This is a genomic window from Enterobacter sp. JH25 (assembly GCF_021725435.1).
Lineage (GTDB): Bacteria > Pseudomonadota > Gammaproteobacteria > Enterobacterales > Enterobacteriaceae > Enterobacter > Enterobacter intestinihominis.
Map to the genome: position 1 here is coordinate 2,405,076 of NZ_CP091319.1, position 16,483 is coordinate 2,421,558.

Annotated in this window: 13 protein-coding genes; 1 reads left to right on the forward strand and 12 read right to left on the reverse strand. The window is 51.3% G+C overall.

Features of this window, described 5'->3' with window-relative positions:
* The 7 genes from tssE to L2Y28_RS11625 are packed head-to-tail and all read right to left on the reverse strand — an operon-like array spanning position 1 to position 9,778.
* Positions 1-456, reverse strand: a complete 456-nt coding sequence (gene tssE / locus L2Y28_RS11595) for a type VI secretion system baseplate subunit TssE (protein ID WP_022648267.1) — start codon at positions 454-456, stop codon at positions 1-3.
* Positions 456-1,001, reverse strand: coding sequence for a type VI secretion system lipoprotein TssJ (tssJ, locus tag L2Y28_RS11600; RefSeq protein ID WP_022648268.1), 546 nt, complete (start codon positions 999-1,001; stop codon positions 456-458). Before tssJ ends, tssE begins: the two co-directional genes overlap by 1 nt.
* Positions 979-2,064, reverse strand: coding sequence for a type VI secretion system baseplate subunit TssG (gene tssG, locus L2Y28_RS11605; RefSeq protein WP_022648269.1), 1,086 nt, complete (start codon positions 2,062-2,064; stop codon positions 979-981). The genes tssJ and tssG overlap by 23 nt, the downstream gene beginning before the upstream one ends.
* The gene (gene tssF, locus L2Y28_RS11610) at positions 2,028-3,782 is read right to left on the reverse strand and encodes a type VI secretion system baseplate subunit TssF (protein ID WP_022648270.1); all 1,755 of its coding nucleotides are present in this window, start codon (positions 3,780-3,782) and stop codon (positions 2,028-2,030) included. The genes tssG and tssF overlap by 37 nt, the downstream gene beginning before the upstream one ends.
* A 41-nt stretch (positions 3,783-3,823) precedes the next feature.
* Positions 3,824-5,425, reverse strand: a complete 1,602-nt coding sequence (tssA, locus tag L2Y28_RS11615) for a type VI secretion system protein TssA (protein ID WP_022648271.1) — start codon at positions 5,423-5,425, stop codon at positions 3,824-3,826.
* The gene (locus L2Y28_RS11620; protein ID WP_072202204.1) at positions 5,425-8,880 is read right to left on the reverse strand and encodes an ImcF-related family protein; all 3,456 of its coding nucleotides are present in this window, start codon (positions 8,878-8,880) and stop codon (positions 5,425-5,427) included. Before L2Y28_RS11620 ends, tssA begins: the two co-directional genes overlap by 1 nt.
* Complete coding sequence (locus L2Y28_RS11625; RefSeq protein ID WP_126510651.1) at positions 8,843-9,778, reverse strand: hypothetical protein; 936 nt, start codon at positions 9,776-9,778, stop codon at positions 8,843-8,845. Before L2Y28_RS11625 ends, L2Y28_RS11620 begins: the two co-directional genes overlap by 38 nt.
* Before the next feature lie 34 nt (positions 9,779-9,812).
* Between L2Y28_RS11625 and L2Y28_RS11630 the strand changes: the two genes are divergently transcribed.
* The gene (locus L2Y28_RS11630; RefSeq protein WP_126510650.1) at positions 9,813-10,073 is read left to right on the forward strand and encodes a hypothetical protein; all 261 of its coding nucleotides are present in this window, start codon (positions 9,813-9,815) and stop codon (positions 10,071-10,073) included.
* On the opposite strand, the gene L2Y28_RS11635 is transcribed toward L2Y28_RS11630, so the two are convergent.
* The 5 genes from L2Y28_RS11635 to L2Y28_RS11655 form a co-directional block, all read right to left on the reverse strand.
* Complete coding sequence (locus L2Y28_RS11635) at positions 10,070-10,975, reverse strand: DUF4123 domain-containing protein (protein WP_022648274.1); 906 nt, start codon at positions 10,973-10,975, stop codon at positions 10,070-10,072. The two genes, L2Y28_RS11630 and L2Y28_RS11635, sit on opposite strands and share 4 nt — an antisense overlap.
* A 211-nt stretch (positions 10,976-11,186) precedes the next feature.
* Positions 11,187-12,149 carry a putative type VI secretion system effector gene (locus L2Y28_RS11640; RefSeq protein ID WP_022648275.1) on the reverse strand — a complete coding sequence of 321 codons (963 nt, stop codon included), beginning with the start codon at positions 12,147-12,149 and terminating at the stop codon, positions 11,187-11,189.
* Between the two features lie 293 nt (positions 12,150-12,442).
* On the reverse strand, positions 12,443-13,402 hold the full coding sequence (locus L2Y28_RS11645) for a putative type VI secretion system effector (RefSeq protein WP_022648276.1): 960 nt from the start codon (positions 13,400-13,402) through the stop codon (positions 12,443-12,445).
* Positions 13,399-16,167 carry a T6SS effector BTH_I2691 family protein gene (locus tag L2Y28_RS11650; RefSeq protein WP_022648277.1) on the reverse strand — a complete coding sequence of 923 codons (2,769 nt, stop codon included), beginning with the start codon at positions 16,165-16,167 and terminating at the stop codon, positions 13,399-13,401. The genes L2Y28_RS11645 and L2Y28_RS11650 overlap by 4 nt, the downstream gene beginning before the upstream one ends.
* 46 nt (positions 16,168-16,213) lie before the next feature.
* Positions 16,214-16,480, reverse strand: a complete 267-nt coding sequence (locus L2Y28_RS11655) for a PAAR domain-containing protein (RefSeq protein ID WP_022648278.1) — start codon at positions 16,478-16,480, stop codon at positions 16,214-16,216.
* Positions 16,481-16,483: the final 3 nt, after the last annotated feature.

A 16,483-nucleotide genomic window follows, 5' to 3' on the forward strand; every position in this document is an offset into this window, starting at 1 on the left:
CTAGATGGCGGCACGTGCATCGAGGTATTGCTGTTGTTTCAGATGACGGATTAATACCCTGCCCTCCGGCATAAATTCCGTACCATATCGAACTAACCCGACCCCCTTCAGCTCCGCGTCAATGGCGTAGCGAAGCTCACCGGCCTGAATCTGTTCCTGCATCACCACGTTAATTCGATTCAGGCGCGGCTCATATTTCAGCAACACGGCCGACAGTGTGGTGATCAGCTGATGGGCGGTTCCGGGCATCCCCTGGAGGATTTTTGTCATATCCGGCAGGCCGTAGTCCGGCAGGTGAGCCAGCGTACCAGCGCGGCAGTTGAGGATGCGCTGCATATTATCGAGTACTGATAAAATCACCTGATTCTGTTCGCTGACCTGGTTGAGGTTCAGGCCACCTGAGAAATTGCCGCTCAGCATTTCATACAGCGATGGCGTATTATGTCCCTTTGGCATCAGTCATCCTTCAATGGCTGTAACGTCAGGTGGTTATTCCCGGCCTCCAGAATGCGCGGCTTATCCGGATCGAGATCTTCACGTTTTAGAACCTGCTTCCAGGTATTGTTGTCCAGGTCCGGGTGACGAAACAGGCCGACTACCGCGACAAACTGCGTTTCTTCTTCCATTGGCATATCAAGATTTGTATCACCACCCGGTTTTACGACCACATCTCGGGTCGCCAGCAGGTCGGCTTTCAGGATGGTTTCGCCATCTTTCAGGAGTTGCTGGTAAACCGTTTTATCGAAGATTTTGCGGTCTTTCAGTTGATAGACGCGGACTACCACCGGCTCGGAGAGTGAGTTATTTTCGCGGGAATCGGTGTTTAACGCTTCACGCGCCGTGAAATCCAGGTGCAGCATCTTAATTTTTTTGTAGAACACGGAGTTAAATGCCGATTTGGTGCCATCAGTGATGCCCTGCGTCACCCCGCACCCCGTCAGGCTGAATGCCAGCAGAGCAGGCAGCAAGCTCGCGTGTTTAATCAAACTTGTACGTAACACGTCGGTTTCCTTGTTGTGGTATTGCCAGCTTCAGGCCGGTGTAATAGCCCAGTTCCGTCGTAAAGGTCGGTGGGATATCGTCTTTAAGTTCCCCCTCATCAGCCCCCAGCACGCCGTTCATCCCGAGCCAGAGAGGGCCTTCGCCAAGTGGCGGAACAGCCAGCAGTCGGGTCCGGGTGGTCAGGGTGATCTTCGCCTTAAAACGCCAGCCAAGATATACCCGCAGCATGACCAGAAAATCCTGATACAGCAGACCGTCCGGCTTCCAGCCCTGTGCCTCCTGTTCATTATCCGTTGTAAGCGCAACCAGCAGTTGGCTACCCGCATCCATCGCTTCGTCACCCAGTGGCGTGTTGCCGTCCAGCAGAAAATCGTCATCACCGTAAAAGCCCAGCGGCTGACCAATTTCCACCGGCCGCAGGCAGTATGGACTGACCCTCACGGTGGTATCCGGGGCCAGCAACGTCACCAGCGCCTGCATTCCCTCCTGCGTTTTGCCCGGTTGCTGTAGGACACCCAGCAAAGCCAGAAAACGGGATACCGGTGTGGCAATGTGGTCTGCTGTGCCGGGAATACCCAGCCCCACCAGGCCCAGCAGTGACTGCGAGATGCTGTCCGTACCACCGGGTTCAAAGGTGGCAGGATAAGAGTATTTACGCCAGATACGGTAAAACTGCGTCAGAATGCGATGACTGAAGATATCCAGAAAACCCTGTAGTGCATCATGCCCTTCCCGACGCTGAGCGATGTCATCGAGATACGCCGTCGGCAAGGGTGAGTCGACACCGTACATTCCCATAAAGGTCGTGCGGATGAGTGGTGGCCGGCTGTCATCCTCCTCATCATATTCCACGGCTTTCATCTCACTGGCCGGAAATCCCATCCCCGGATGTGGGGCAAAGCGTACCGGATCATCCCCCGGGTGACTGGTCGAGCCCATCAGCGGCCTGCCCGGGTTACGCTTCTCCAGTAACTGGCATAAACGGTAAAAGTTCATACGATGCAGGTCGGCTTCCAACCGTGGGCTCAGCCGGGAATACGGCGATTGTGCTTCTCTTCCCATTCCAGGCGCTCTCCGGTAGGTTGCAGGATGATAATCAGTCGGTTAAACAGATAAATGTCGGTGTAGAGCGCAAAGAAACGACTCAGCATCTCGCCAAACAGGCAGATGTCACCGCGCCCGGCAAAGCCATGGCTGTCCAGGGTCACCTCAATCTGCACGCCGCGCACCAGATAGCCCTGCTCAAAGCGTTCGGTTTCACTGTGCTTCACGTCAATGATGCCTTCCAGGCGGCGACGGTTCATCTCGCTGTCGGTCCATTCATACAGCGCCAGGGTACCGCGCAGCACGTCGGCATTATCCATCATCGACAGAAATCCGCTGCCAAGGTGACTCAGCACGCGCCAGTGGAAACGGTCCTGCGCCGGTGGGTAACAAGGCAGCGTCGGCGCACACAGGTTGCGCACGGCAATGCTGACCGAAGTGGTTTTCATCACCGTATCAAGCACGGTGCTTTGCAGCGCACGTCGTGGCAGTTGACCGTTTGTGCCGGTGAGCGTCAGCGACAGGCTTTCGTCTTCCGGGACGGTATGATTATCAAATGCTTCGCCGCCAAGAATGAGCCAGGTGTTATGCAGGCCGGACGGACCGCGGCGCACGCGGGTGTGGTAGTAATATTCCGGTGCTTCATGACGCATCATTCCTCCCTTATGACGGAAGCTCGAAAACGGCACGTAGGTATGCTGACTCGACGACATCACCGAATCCACGGTATATATCTCGGTATGGCCATCCTGCACGCGCATCGGGCGCAGCATGTATTCGGATTGCAGAGAATTGAGCGTCAGCGGATCGGATTCCAGCGGGAACAGGTTAATGACCGGCACGCAATTCAGGCGCAGGTGCTTTTCGGTAAAGCTGAAGTCATGCTCCCAGCGTTCCGCCAGCACCACGTCGATTTCAAACCAAGGAAGCTCAGAAGGAAAGATCACGGCCTCCAGCCCGCGCAGCCCCATGAACATAAATTTCTCGCGGAAGGTGAAGTACTCCAGCAGCAACTGGTAACCGCTGAAACTGCTGTCCCCCTTCGGCCACAGCCTGTCATCATCACCAAACCCCAGTGCGGTGAAATACCCGTCCATCGGCCTTCTGTCCGTGTCACCCGGCATGCGTAGCCACAGGCACGCAGTATTCATGGTAAAGGCTTCATGCATGGCGCAGGCCAGCGGCGCGTCAGCGTTGAAATAGAACGGGATCTGGCTGAGATCGACACGGCTCCAGTCAGCAAGATGGCTACAACTGAAGCGCAGGCTGATGACAGAGCGCCCGTCAGGATCAGTCGACAGGCGGGCATGATCCAACGCCAGTGGCTGAAGGGTTATCTCTTTAGTTGTGGTGTAGCGACAACGCGTGCCTTTTTCACCGATCGGCCGCGAATTGACCTCGAAACCTCTGGCGATACGCATCGGTTCTTTCATCTCACGCCAGACAGGAGTGAACTCCACCACCGACATCGAGGGAATGGTGCGCAGGTAATGCGGCCACAACAGGCTGACCAGCCCTTCGGTCAGTTCCGGCAGATCGTCGTCAAGCTTCTCGCGCAGGCGGCCCATCAGGAAGGCAAAGCCCTCGAACAGGCGCTCCACGTACGGGTCGCGCGCGCCCGCCTTATCGAGATTGAGCATTGCAGCCTGCTCAGGGTGAGCGCGGGCAAATTCTTCGCCGGCTTCCAGCAGGTAGCGCATTTCAGCGTCGTAATAACGCAGGGTTAAATCATCCATAAGAACCTGAATAAATGTGTTTTAAAGGTATGTCAGTCGCTTTACCCGCAAAGCACCGCACAGCCTGCCGGGTCAAGCGCAATCAGGCCCGCCAGAAGCTGGTCCATCTCTGGCTGAAGCCGTGACTTATCGGTTTCGCTGCGGGCGGCTTTCATGCGCAGCAGCCTGAGGCGGCGCGATTTCACTTCAAACATCAATGCTGGCGTCCATTGCGTGAGGGTGATGGCCTGTGCTGCACCGTCAAGCTCACCCAGCAGATGAAGAGCCAGCTCATTCTTACCCTTCTGCTCCGCCACGCGGGCCATTAGCAGACGCACCAACCATTTGTCTTTTGTGGTGTCGGTGCCCGGGCGCGTTTGCAGCCAGTGGAGTGTGGCATCCAGACCATCCGTGTCAGCTTTCTCCAAAGCTTCCGGTTCAAGGGCCAGAATATCGTTGCCAGTTTCACTCAAGGCATTGACAGGCTCATCCCGCCAGTTGGACATCTCGTCCTGCACGCTCTGGTTTATCCAGTTCAGCGTGACCTCATCAGCAAAGGGTGTGCCGTCATTGAAGGCCAGCGTTTCAAGTCCGGGAAGGCGCCGCAGCAGCCCTTTCAGGTCAGCGATAATGATATCGGCCAGCACATCCTGGCCTGATTTAATCAGGGCCTGATGGATGTACCACTGCAAATCTAGCCAGAGATGATTGGCGCCACGCGAGAAAGTGCTGTCCGCTTGTTCCAGTATCTCCAGCCAGCTCTGTTGCAAATACAGCCGTTTGAGCATTGCCCGCTGGTCAGCCCTCGGCGGTTCGATGCGCGTTTTCCCTTCGGCATCCGGTGCCGGGATCGATCGCAGCGTGTCGTGACGCAGACTTTTCATCAGTCGGTGTGCGGCAAGCCAGCCATCGGGTTGCTCACGCAGATATCCCGTCAGGGTTCGGGCCTGAGCCAGCAAATCCTGACCTGACGTGATGTGGCTCAGCACTGGCGCGTCCTGTTCTGCCGCGTGAGATGCCCACTGCGCGCGTGTTTTACTGCTGGCGTTCTGGGGTATTACCGCATCCACGCCACCGGCTTTCATCAGGCGGGAACCCAGCGCGCTGTACAGGGCACTCAGATCTGGACGTGACGCTTCAGGCTCAGTTTCAAGACTGTCTCGGATGAGAAGCAACGCACCGGTCGTACGCTGGGCATCGTCGCGTACCACTTCTGGCCAGAGTAACAGGCTGTCAAGCAGACGAGAGCCTGCGAGCCACTCCAGTGCTGGTTTACGGCTTCGCTCTCGCTGTGGGTGAAGCTGCTTTCCATAGCGCGTTAGTAATCCCGCAAGTAGCTCAAGCCCTTCAGCAAACCCGGTTTCACCGTCCTGGTGCAAGCGCGCCCAACAATAGTAAGTAGCAACCCGGACATCTTTGGCCACAGTGTTCAACACCTTTTCAGCCAGCTGGCAAATCAGCCCGGTATCAATACTGGAAAGTTTATTGACCTCCTCCCGGATACGCTGGAAATCATCGTCATAACCCGGGTCTTCTCCTGTAGGATTGTTCTCACTGATCGGGGTAAGCCAGCGCTGCCAGCTTTCGGAATGTGACTGCGCCTGCTGTCGCAGCAGGGTTTCATCTGCCTGGCAGGCAACAACCAGATTCTGCAAAGCGTCCATTATTCGACTCCGTCCATGTCACTGTTTTCTGTATTGGTCATCAGCGCCTGCGCCATAGCCGCGCTATCTACGCTAAATATTTGATCTGGCAGCGTGAAGCCCCGCAGTGCCAGTAACGCCAGCGGCCCACTGCCCAGTTGTGAACGCAGTACCCACTGTAGGGTACGACCATCCGGCGCGGTAAAACTCATCATCCACTGACTGCGGTCAAGCTGCTCTCGTTTACTCTCATCCAGCCAGCGAATAAAGCCCCAGGTTCCGCTGTAATCACCAAACAGACGTGCACCCGCATTGACGGTGGTCCATGTCAGCATGGTTCCGGGCTTGTAGGTGTCACCAGGCCAGCGGAAGCTCTGCCAGTCTGCCATCTGGTTGAAGTAGTGTAGCTTTTGTCCATCAATAGTTAGTTGAGTTTCTACCACCTGCGGTACCGGACGCGCCTGTAGTTCAAAGCTGATGCCCTGACTGCCGTCGGTAAACAAGATATCCGATAGCTGGCTGAGCTGATTAATCGCCCGCAGGAAGGCTGGGTTAAAGTTCAGTCCCTGGCTGTTGACCTTATCCGGTACCCACTGGCTGCCCTCCTTATGCAGCACACCGCCGAGTTCCGTGGTCAGGAAGCGCTCAATGCGTCCGCTGTCCTTACGCACAAACTCAGCCAGCATTGGCAGAGAGGAATCACTCTTGCTGACAGCAAATGGGAAACGTCCGTCAAATGCCGTATGCCAGTTCGCCACCACGGAACGACTCCATTTGTCATTCAGGCTCGCTGCCGATGGCTGAAGCACAGTTTCCCAGGCCTGGGTCAGCGGCTGCACAAACATGGTGCTGCCAAAACCACTCCACTCTTCGCCCAGGCTTGCAGCAATCAGGCTGCCGTACTGCTGGGTGTCGGTCAGGTCCACGCTTTTGCCCTGGAATACGGTCTGCGCCAGGCTCTGCATCATTTCCTGAGGGTCAGAGGCGCTGGCGACCTGTTGCAGACGCAGACGCACACGGGTGATACGGGTAAGATACGTTTGCAGGCTCAGTGAATTGTCAGCCGACATAACGTTGCTGCCGTTGTTTTTACCCATAAGTGTTAGCAACGGTCCAAAGGTTTCATCCAGTGGGCCCTGCGGGCCTGAGGCTGACTGGTCAATTACCGGTTTGTCCTTCCCGCCTACCAGGTCTTTAGCCGATTTGATGATGGAGTCCGATAGGCCTTCACTCTTCTGGCCGGCCTGCCCCTGCCAGGCGAGGGTGTTCATCAGGGCAATCAGCGGTGACTGGCGAACATCACTCATCAGCGTCAGCTGGTCAGTGACGTCTGCAATATTGTTTGCCGGATTAAGTTGCAGGCTGTTGAGGAAGCTCAGCCAGCTACCGGCAAAGTCGGTGAAGTAGCGTTCCGTCAGACGTGCTTTCAGTGCTTCCGGCGACAGGTCTGAGGAAACGGTTTTCCGGCTGTCGCTCAGTACCCAGTCGATTTCATCGCGGCGGGAGTTTGCCGCTTTCTCAATGGCCTGCTGAATCCCTCCCTCCCAGGCCTGACGGGTGAACATGCCCGGCACCACCTCATCGGTGGTAAACAGGCGACGGGCATCGGTACCGCCAGTCATGTCCTCCAGAGACACATCGGCAAAGTTACGACGTACGGATTTGAGCATGTTCTCGTACAACGTACTTTCCGCGTTGCGCCGTCCTATCTGCTGCAACAACACCTGGCGGCTCTGGCTGACCAGTTGCGCATCCGGTGTGGTTTTCCACAGTGGCTGCTTAGGCAGTTCGGTGATGTAGAAGGCCCACAAATCCGGTGACAGGCTTTGCCACAGGCCAGTTGAGATACCTAAACGCGTCGGCTGCACGGTTTTCATGGTTTGCGCGTAGAATGCACCATCAGCTTTATCCGGACGGGACATCATCAGCCAGGCTTTCAGCTGGTCATAACCTGGTTTCGCCATCTGTGTCCGCTGGTCGCTGTTGGGTGCCGAATTGACCAGCGCAATGAGCTTCTGCTTAAGCGCTTCATTTGCCGGATCACGTATCAGACGGTTGTTCGCCACCCCGTACCAGGGCAGCAATGCGTCAAGCAACTGCTGATCATGGTTAAGACCAAAGCGCTGATACCATGGCGCGCCGTCCTGAATATGGTGCAGCAGGCGACCGGCATCATTACGCAAAGCATGCAGGGCCGTCAGCTGGTAATCCGATACAGAAGGGTGCTCCACCAGAGCATGAGCCTGCTGTGCAACAGAAACTATTTGTGACCGGTTGACCGCAAACGACAGCAGCATCCCTCCCCCCCAGACACTGATGATGGCCATCAGTGACCAGGCCAGCGCTCGTTCCCACGGCATACCGACACGACGGCCACGTACGCGGGTGCAGTCGTCAACAATACCCTGCCAGGTTGCTGGCAGAGTCAAGGCATGACGCTGTGATCCATAATTCTCAGCGTCGGCTGTTCCCGCTGACATTCCGGCAGGTTTCTTCTCCGACAGGCTGAACATCAGACCACGCAGCGGGACGCGCTGCTGAGAAACAAAGAACCATGGCTGCAACTGCTGAGCCCAGCGGGCAATAGCACCGTCGTTCAGGTGCTGGCTCAGGCGCAGCAGGAAGTCGTGGCTGCTGTTTTCCGCGACCTGACTCATCCCCTGCGCCCGCAGGGCCGGCAGCATCAGTTCCAGCTGGCGGATTACATCATCTTCTTTTGCGCGTGGTGGAAAGCTTGCGCCTACCGCCTGCTCAGGACGCGTACCCTGCGACCAGTGACTGCTGCACAGTTGCCACAGCCAGACCGGAGCGGAATAACGCAGCAGTTCGCTGATTTTTTCCAGGCCGCGTAAATCGCTGTCGCTGATATGTGGGGTCAACTTAGGCGACTCAGGCAGTACACGGATAATCCCGTCCAGCGGGCGCCCGCGGCGTAGTTTACGCAGCGCGGTGTATTTTTCGCGGTCAGGCTCCGATGCCAGGCTGCCGCCGTAAATCAGCACGGTGCGGTTGCCTTCAAGCCACTGCTGCTGTTGCAGGCCAGGTACCAGTTGCTCAATCGCGGCTTCATCGCCGGTGATCAACAGCAGGCGGATCTTGTTTTGCCACAAGAAGCTATAGCGTCGGCGTAAATGAGCTTTTACAGGATCCTTTTTACTGGACTTTTTATAGTTATTAAGAACATTAGCTGTGACGGACTTCCCTCCCGCGATATGCTGAAAGCGATACTCTTTTTGATGGAACCACACACCGAAGTTCATCAACATCAGGAACACAGAAATTAAAAACATGCATAAGAACCAAAGGCTCACTTTTTCTTTTGAGGATACCCATCCAAAGATATCCCCATAGTAGTAACATCCTATAAAAGTCAGCACACCAAAGATAATGAGACAGAATACAAGACCAATCACTCTCCATTTTGCCGAGGTGTTCAATTTAATGCTCCTTGCGATTATCAAATGGCTTAATGACATTTAAAAGGTATTCATCACCAACGCCAGTGACCATTAAAACCGGCTCATTATTTTTTTCTGATATGAAAAGCGCCAGAGTAAACACCAACCAAAAATGGTGCTCATTTAAATTACCCAGCATCAAATTTAAATGCATTATCTCACACTCCCATTCAACATTCATAGATAAAGATGAGAGTCTTAATATCTCCGAAACTTCTGAAGCTTCCTCTGCACTCATATTGCTAAAAAGTACTCTTGTCGTTTTAAGAATATCTGACTGGTAAGTCATCATGTGGATGACCTCTTGTTTGGTGAGATTTTTGTTGCATACCATTGGTCGCAAAGCCACACCATTATTGTTTTTTTCAGGGAGTTGTTCTCGATGAGTCACCAGCAATATTGAAGCGAACTCTGTTGAGTCAGGGGGGTATTTTACAAAAGTTTCAATGTTTGCAGATATTATTATTGACACCCGATTTTTTGAGATGTTGGATAATGTATCAAATCCCTGTCCTAATGCTCTACTCCAACAGTAATAATTACGCAAGCAATTTTCATCAAACCCGATCGCAGCCCAACACTCTTGAAATATTGAGAAAGTAATATAATTACTATCATAGGTAAATATAACATCAAATATACATGATTCACTCAACCGTAACAGCCTTGTTCTGACAGACGACAACAGTTCGTAAATCAGTTGTTCTTCAGTATATAAATCATCGTTATGGCCCCGTAGTTTCAATCGCTGGTTATTATATATTTCAACCGAATGAGACATTGCTATATCGGTTTGCGATATTGCAGAAGGGAGAAATAGTTTATAAGCGGAAACATAAAACTTTTTACTTGCCCATTCAGTCCAGTCTTTCCTGACCAATGCTGCTTCGCGCTCTCTTGCTTCGAATGCCGACAAACACAAACCATGCTAATAGATTCTAACGGAAATTATGACAGAAAAAGCTAGGGGCACCGAAAAAAACAACAGGGTAAGCAATTTCAAAAGCTCATCATCTTCAGCAGGCAAAATAATTTTAGCCCCAACCCAACTAACCACCACAATCAACAAAATACTTATGAAAGAAAAAAACCATTTACTCCATTTAATTCCAGGAATCTTATCGACTGGAGGGATTATTTGCACAGGCCAATTCATATCATTCTCCATCATTGTTAACAGCACATTTTCTTTAAGAGAAAAAACTTCTTAACATGCCATACTGTCAATTATGGATTTAATATCTGAGTATGACTGAAGGTCTTTACTGCGATTACTAAATAAGATCTTCTTAAATACCTCATCCTGATAAAATAGCCGCTGCGCGCTCAACACATCAAGCCCAAAATCAATAACATCCTTATCGGATGTTGAGAAAGTTGAATAATAATAATCCAGCGCAGGATGCAATAATCCCATAACATCACGCTCACTAAATTTATGCGGCATTCTCATTTTCCGATATGCTCGCAAAATATAATTAACAACTAAAATTCGGCCCATTTCTAATGCATTTTGCTCTGTTAATCCAAGTGAGTAGTTTAATTTTTTTTTGCATTTACCATCACCATTCACCACCTGAGCTATTCCGCCTCCATCAATATAAGACCATGTATTAATATTGCTTAATAGCTGTTGTTTTTGCCATTTATCTAGCGTATACATTAACAAACCAAATACTGATGGGTCGTAATAGCGAAGTAATATATTACCAACTGATTGAATCGACTGTACGGCGGACAAAGCGACCTGTTCAGCAAGCTGCTCCCCAGTTAAATCCGTCGAAATCCACGCACAGACGCTGCGCCCTTCCCCGGACTCAAGTTTTTCTATTTTCAACTCATTCAATGAATGGTAAATACTATTCTTAAACAATTGACCATCTCTCTCGCTGGAGGCACTAAGAGGGAAAAGGTAAAGTGGTAAAGCCCCCTGAAGTTCTTCCTGGCGGAATGTAACAGGATAAGATTTATATTCTCTAAGAATACCGGGCAAAAAAAGTTCTGAATGATACTGTTCTAAAGATGCATCTATCAGCAGAAAACATTTCCCATTTTTCCCAAAAGCAGCATTGGTAATTTCTTCATGTATATCGTTAAAAAATTTATCATCCATAATCAACCCTGCCAGAATAATATTAGAAACACATTTCAATTAATTTGTATTTATGATTTTCATAAAACATCATTATCTTATTCATATTTAGCCGCTCCCCCTCTCAGTAGCGATAACAATTTTCTCCTGAATAGGTAAATTTCAAACTTGGGCATGCTGGCTTACCTTGTTTCCTGTCGGGGGTAACCAAAATAACACTGTCTTTTTCTGTCTAGTAGTAAAACCAGCCTTCATCTGAATAAATGAATTTCCCACTGGGACAGGCAGGTTTACTTTTATCACCCGGCTCATACCACTTCCCATTATCTTTTAGTTGTTGCTCACGTTTTTTTGTCACCTTATTGAGGTTTACTGTTCTAATATTTTTAACACCCAGCAGATGAAATATCTCCTCCGCCAGTTTGCAGCGTGTTGGAGCACAGGCTTTATAAGCAAAGAATGCAATTAATCCTGAAAGACTCCCTCCCCCCAACAATGCTATAACATACAACCAAAAGTATGTGGTGATAAATAACTCAAAGCCCTTCCAGGTATCTTCAATCACTTCACTCAGAACTCCCGCAAAAAGCACTGAGAAGAAAAAAATCCCCGTGAGAATAAACATATTTTTAATCCGCCACAGCATATGCGCAGTATGCCCCATATCACATTTCGGACATACAGACACTATCCGCTCTTCCGGTAACGCAATGGCATAGACTTCATAATGATCATGCTGCCACTCAACAATCATGTCCACATTATCGCCAGCCTGAAGTCGGGTGATGCCCACCCAGCCGCGAAATGGTCTGCCATTAATATCTCCCTGCACATATTCCGCCGAATCATTTGATGATTCGCTCTCAGCCATAATGGCAGCCCCGACGCCAGGACTCCCTGCGACTATCGCGGCGGCGGCGGCAGCTCCGCGCTGGCCATCTGATATCTCCGGCAACGTGCTGATCCGGTAGGCATCTGCATCAAAATACTCCCGAAAATAATCGCTACGGAAAGACTGCAGTTTCCCTGATATTTTCTCCAGAGGACCATAAGGCGGCAATACCGGCGGCGGCGGAAGCTCACGTGTCCACGGCCTGCCGTTCATCACCTCAATCTCTCGCTTTGTACGCAGGTCTGCTAATTTTTCTGGCTTAACAAAACGGGAACATATCTGATATTGCTCTTCTGAATTCATGAAATATCCTTTATCGCCCCTTCTAGGGCTTTATTCTGGTCTGCCACACTGCGGTTGAACGGTGCTGTTCCAGATACGCATTTCCTGCACCATATCTGAAGCTCGTCGTCCGATATCCAGGTCACAACCACCTGTAACAAAGTTATCGCCACCATCACTGCCCAGGTCAGCAAAATCGCCAGAGATCTGACTCCAAAATATATTTCCACCGTTTATTTTTCAGCAATTAATTCCACACCAGAAGCATTCCACGACTAATAACACTAGCGAAAGTAGCTTGTTTCACTGCCGATTTAGTAGTAAAACCAGCCTTCATCTGAATAAATGAATCTCCCGCTGGGACAGGCAGGTTTGCTTTTATCACCCGGCTCATACCACTTCCCATTATCTTTTAGTTGTTGCTCACGTTTTTTTGTTATTTTATTGAGATTGATTGTTGCAACACGCCTCATCCGCAGCAACTGAAATATCTCCTCCGCCAGTTTGCAGCGTGTTGGCGCACAGGCTTTATATGCAAAGAATGCAATCAACCCCGAAATTACAGAGGACACCACAAAAGCCATTACCAGGAAAAGATAAAACCTCTCAAATAAAGAGACACCATTTGGATTTCCTTTTGAGATAGAGATAAATACACATACAGAAACAAAAGCCACCATCAATATGGTGATTAGAATGAACATATTTTTAATGCGCCACAGCATATGCGCAATATGCCCCATATCACATTTCGGACATACTGACACTATCCGCTCTTCCGGTAACGCAATGGCATAGACCTCATAATGGTCATGCTGCCACTCAACAATCATGTCCACATCATCGCCAGTCTGAAGCCGGGTGACACCCACCCAGCCGCGAAACGGCTGGCCATTAATCATCCCCTGCACATATTCCGCCGAATCATTCGAAGACTCGCTTTCAGCCATCATTACAGCCCCGACACCCGGGCTCCCTGCAACTATCGCTGCAGCGGCGGCAGCTCCGCGCTGGCCATCTGATATCTCCGGCAACGTGCTGGTCCGGTAGGCAACTGCATCAAAATACTCCCGAAAATATTCGCTACGGAAAGACTGCAGTTTCCCTGATATTTTCTCCAGAGGACCATAAGGCGGCAATACCGGCGGCGGCGGAAGCTCACGTGTCCACGGCCTGCCGTTCATCATCTCAATCTCTCGCTTTGTACGCAGGTCTGCTAATTTTTCTGGCTCAACAAAACGGGAGCATATCTGATGCTGCTCTTTTGAATTCATGAAATATCCTTTATCGCCCCTTCCAAGGCTTTATTCTGGTCTGCCACACTGCGGTTGAACGGTGCTGTTCCAAATACACATTTCCTGCACCATATCTGAAGCTCATCGTCCGATATCCAGGTCACAACCACCTGTAACAAAGTTATCGCTACCATCACTTCCCAGGTCATCAGTACTGCAAGTATTCGGATCCCTAAAATTTCCCAAGCCAAAAAACCTGTAATTTTCCCAGCTACTTTTTTAACTATCGGTTGACTAAACTGTTCCAGCAGAAGACCGACTGATTTTGTGACTGCCAGGACATCAACTGTTGTTTTAATAAGCAATACAGAGGAAAGTAAAAAACGATTGCTTTGCAACTCTTCGTAAGTACTTGCACCATCAGCAAACACCGAAATTAAAGACGCAGTTCCACCCGCTGCCGCCCCAACCCCCTTGACCCAGGCCACCGTAAGCTCACGCGCTTCCAGACCTTTTTCTATTGCCGGCAAAATAACCGACGTCCCCTGACTCACCATCGCCAGCCCGCTGGCCAGCAGGCTCGCCAGCGGCTTCTTCTCATCCCTTACCTGTCCGCACAGGTAGATAAAATCCATCGCATTCAGCACCAGCAACAGACTGTTTATTCCCGCCAGCCGATATTCGGCCTGGCCCTTTTCTGATGCAAAGTGCTCTTCCAGCCTGCTGCTCATTCTCTGTTTAATCTCGGCGACTTCATTCCCGCTCGCCATAAAACGTCCGCTGCGCCGTATACCTGCCAGCACCGTCTGACGTAACACCGGGGCATCTTTCAGATACGCATTCACTAACGAGTGAACTTTTTCTGAAGGTATTCCCGCCCTTATCATAAATATCAGCCTGAACGCCGTGGTCGCCAGCTTCTCGCCTGCCTTATCCACCCGCAGAATTCGGCTTACCCTGTCTCCCACCGTGACGATAAACGCATCCGTGTTGAAGAGCTGTACTTCCAGTTTGCTGGCATTTTCCCTCAGCCCCTTCACGACACTGTTCATCGATTTCTGGTAATATCCCTCCAGCTTTTTCATATTGCTGACCTGCTGCATCAGGGCTGCCGTCATGGCGGTCGCCGTCAGAGGCGTCACGTCCTCGTCCTTTTTTCCTTTCACCGTCGCCAGATACGGCTCCAGCTCACTGATTAGCTGCGGGTTATTGGCCGCCACATGCCGCCACAGCAGATTCCCGCGATTTTTAGTGCTGTACTCATTCCACCAGCCGTCTATCTTTGCCGCCCCTGCCGGACAGCTGTTGATCCCGTGCATGGACATCCCCACCGCTGACTGGTAGAACAGCCCTGCCCGCTGTGCCTCGCAGTGGAAATCATCCAGCGTTGCCAGCAGTACCGGTGCACTGAGCCAGTTCACCACGCTGACGATACGCTTCTGGAAGATAGCATTAACCGAATCAACCAGGCTCGTGTAGCAGGTATCAAAGTTCGCCTGTCGGGTTGCGTTGAGCTTTTTCTGATAGGGAGCCCAGCTCCGGGCCCGGACTCCACTGAAATCCTGCGAGGGTTCAGGCAGATTTAACGCCAGTTCCTTATCGACCTGAGCCTGTATCGCGGCAACCCGTCGCTGGTGAGCAGCCAGCGGTTCGGGTGGACTCATCAGCACACTCTCCGGGTATGATGCCGTCACGTTCTGCGCATGCCAATTTCTCACTAACCTGTCATCAGCCCTGATTTGTGCCAGCACATCAGGCTTACCCTGATACCTTTTCTCAAGCGCCTGCAGACGCGAATCCAGATATTCGTCTGTCAGCATGGGACCATCAGTTCTTCGTCTCCGCATCGCGTCCTCCAGAGATTCGGCATTGCTTTCCAGCAGCGTTCTGACTGCATCGAGGTTTGTTTTGGTGGCGAACTCAAGCTCACGCTCCTGCAGGAACTGCGCCTGGCGCCCCAGCACATCCTGGCTCCAGCCGTTAAGCTCATGAACAATCCCCACCGGATCCCAGAGTGGAAGCAGCAACGGCGTCATCCCCTCACTTCGGTTTTCCATGGCCGTGACCGTCGCGGCTGCCATGCCACTGCGGTTTTTTGCCCACGGATACAGACTGGACTGCAGTTTCACCACATCATTATTGACCCGCCAGGGATCATCCACTGTCGGATCCCAGAGTGACGATGCACGGCTGATGTTTACCACTTTCGCCTCATCCGGACCAGGCAGAAGACCAGAAACAGAAGGCACCTGATAGTCCAGTACCTGATTCAGGCTTGCCCCGGTAACGTCGGTCCCTGTTTTTGTGCGCTGAGCTCCCGCCACCGAAGGCATCACTTTCTGCATTCTCTCACTGCGCTCTTCTGGCCTGATGCGATACCGATCGAGCGTTTCCTGCTCCCACGGATACTGACTGAACGCAAACCACACATTGCCGCACTTATCCGGGGATTCAATGCTCATGAACTCGACGTTTTGCGCGATATGCTCGCCCGTTTCGCACAGCGCTTTATCCACCGGTACAGGATTAGACGCCACCTGTTGCAGCCACAGTGAGCCGTCTGGCGCAACGCTGTAGCACTGCCAGTAATTGATGCCATGTTTTCCTTTTTCATAAAAAACGTAAAGGTAGCCCTGGCGAAGCGCGCGGAGTGTGTACTTTTCATTACTGGCGAGCGTTACCCCTGTTATGTGCGCATCATTCGCCCATCCCGGTAAACTGGCATTAATATTTTCTGGCACAACAGCATAGCGCACGGGCAGTACTGTCAGGCCTTTCGTTGTGCATAACCCCTGGCATGCCATATTCACATCCTTTTTTTAATTAAGCCTGTAGATAAAAAATTTTTATTTAGCCAGTGAAAAAATTAGAGCCTGCGATCACTTTATGGCCGGGACATAGACAAAGCACACGGTCCTGATCCTGTACCAGAAGTATGCCATTACTGACGATACCAATTGCAGTGGCTAGGATGGGAAATGTTCCCTTACAGACAGTACAGATGGCTTTGTCATTATTTTGTGCCACCTGTTTTCCATCACTAAAATAATTCGCAGTTGCAGAAATTATTTTCCCATTACTCGTCCTGTCACCTAAAACGGCTAATTTTGTAGTCATCTT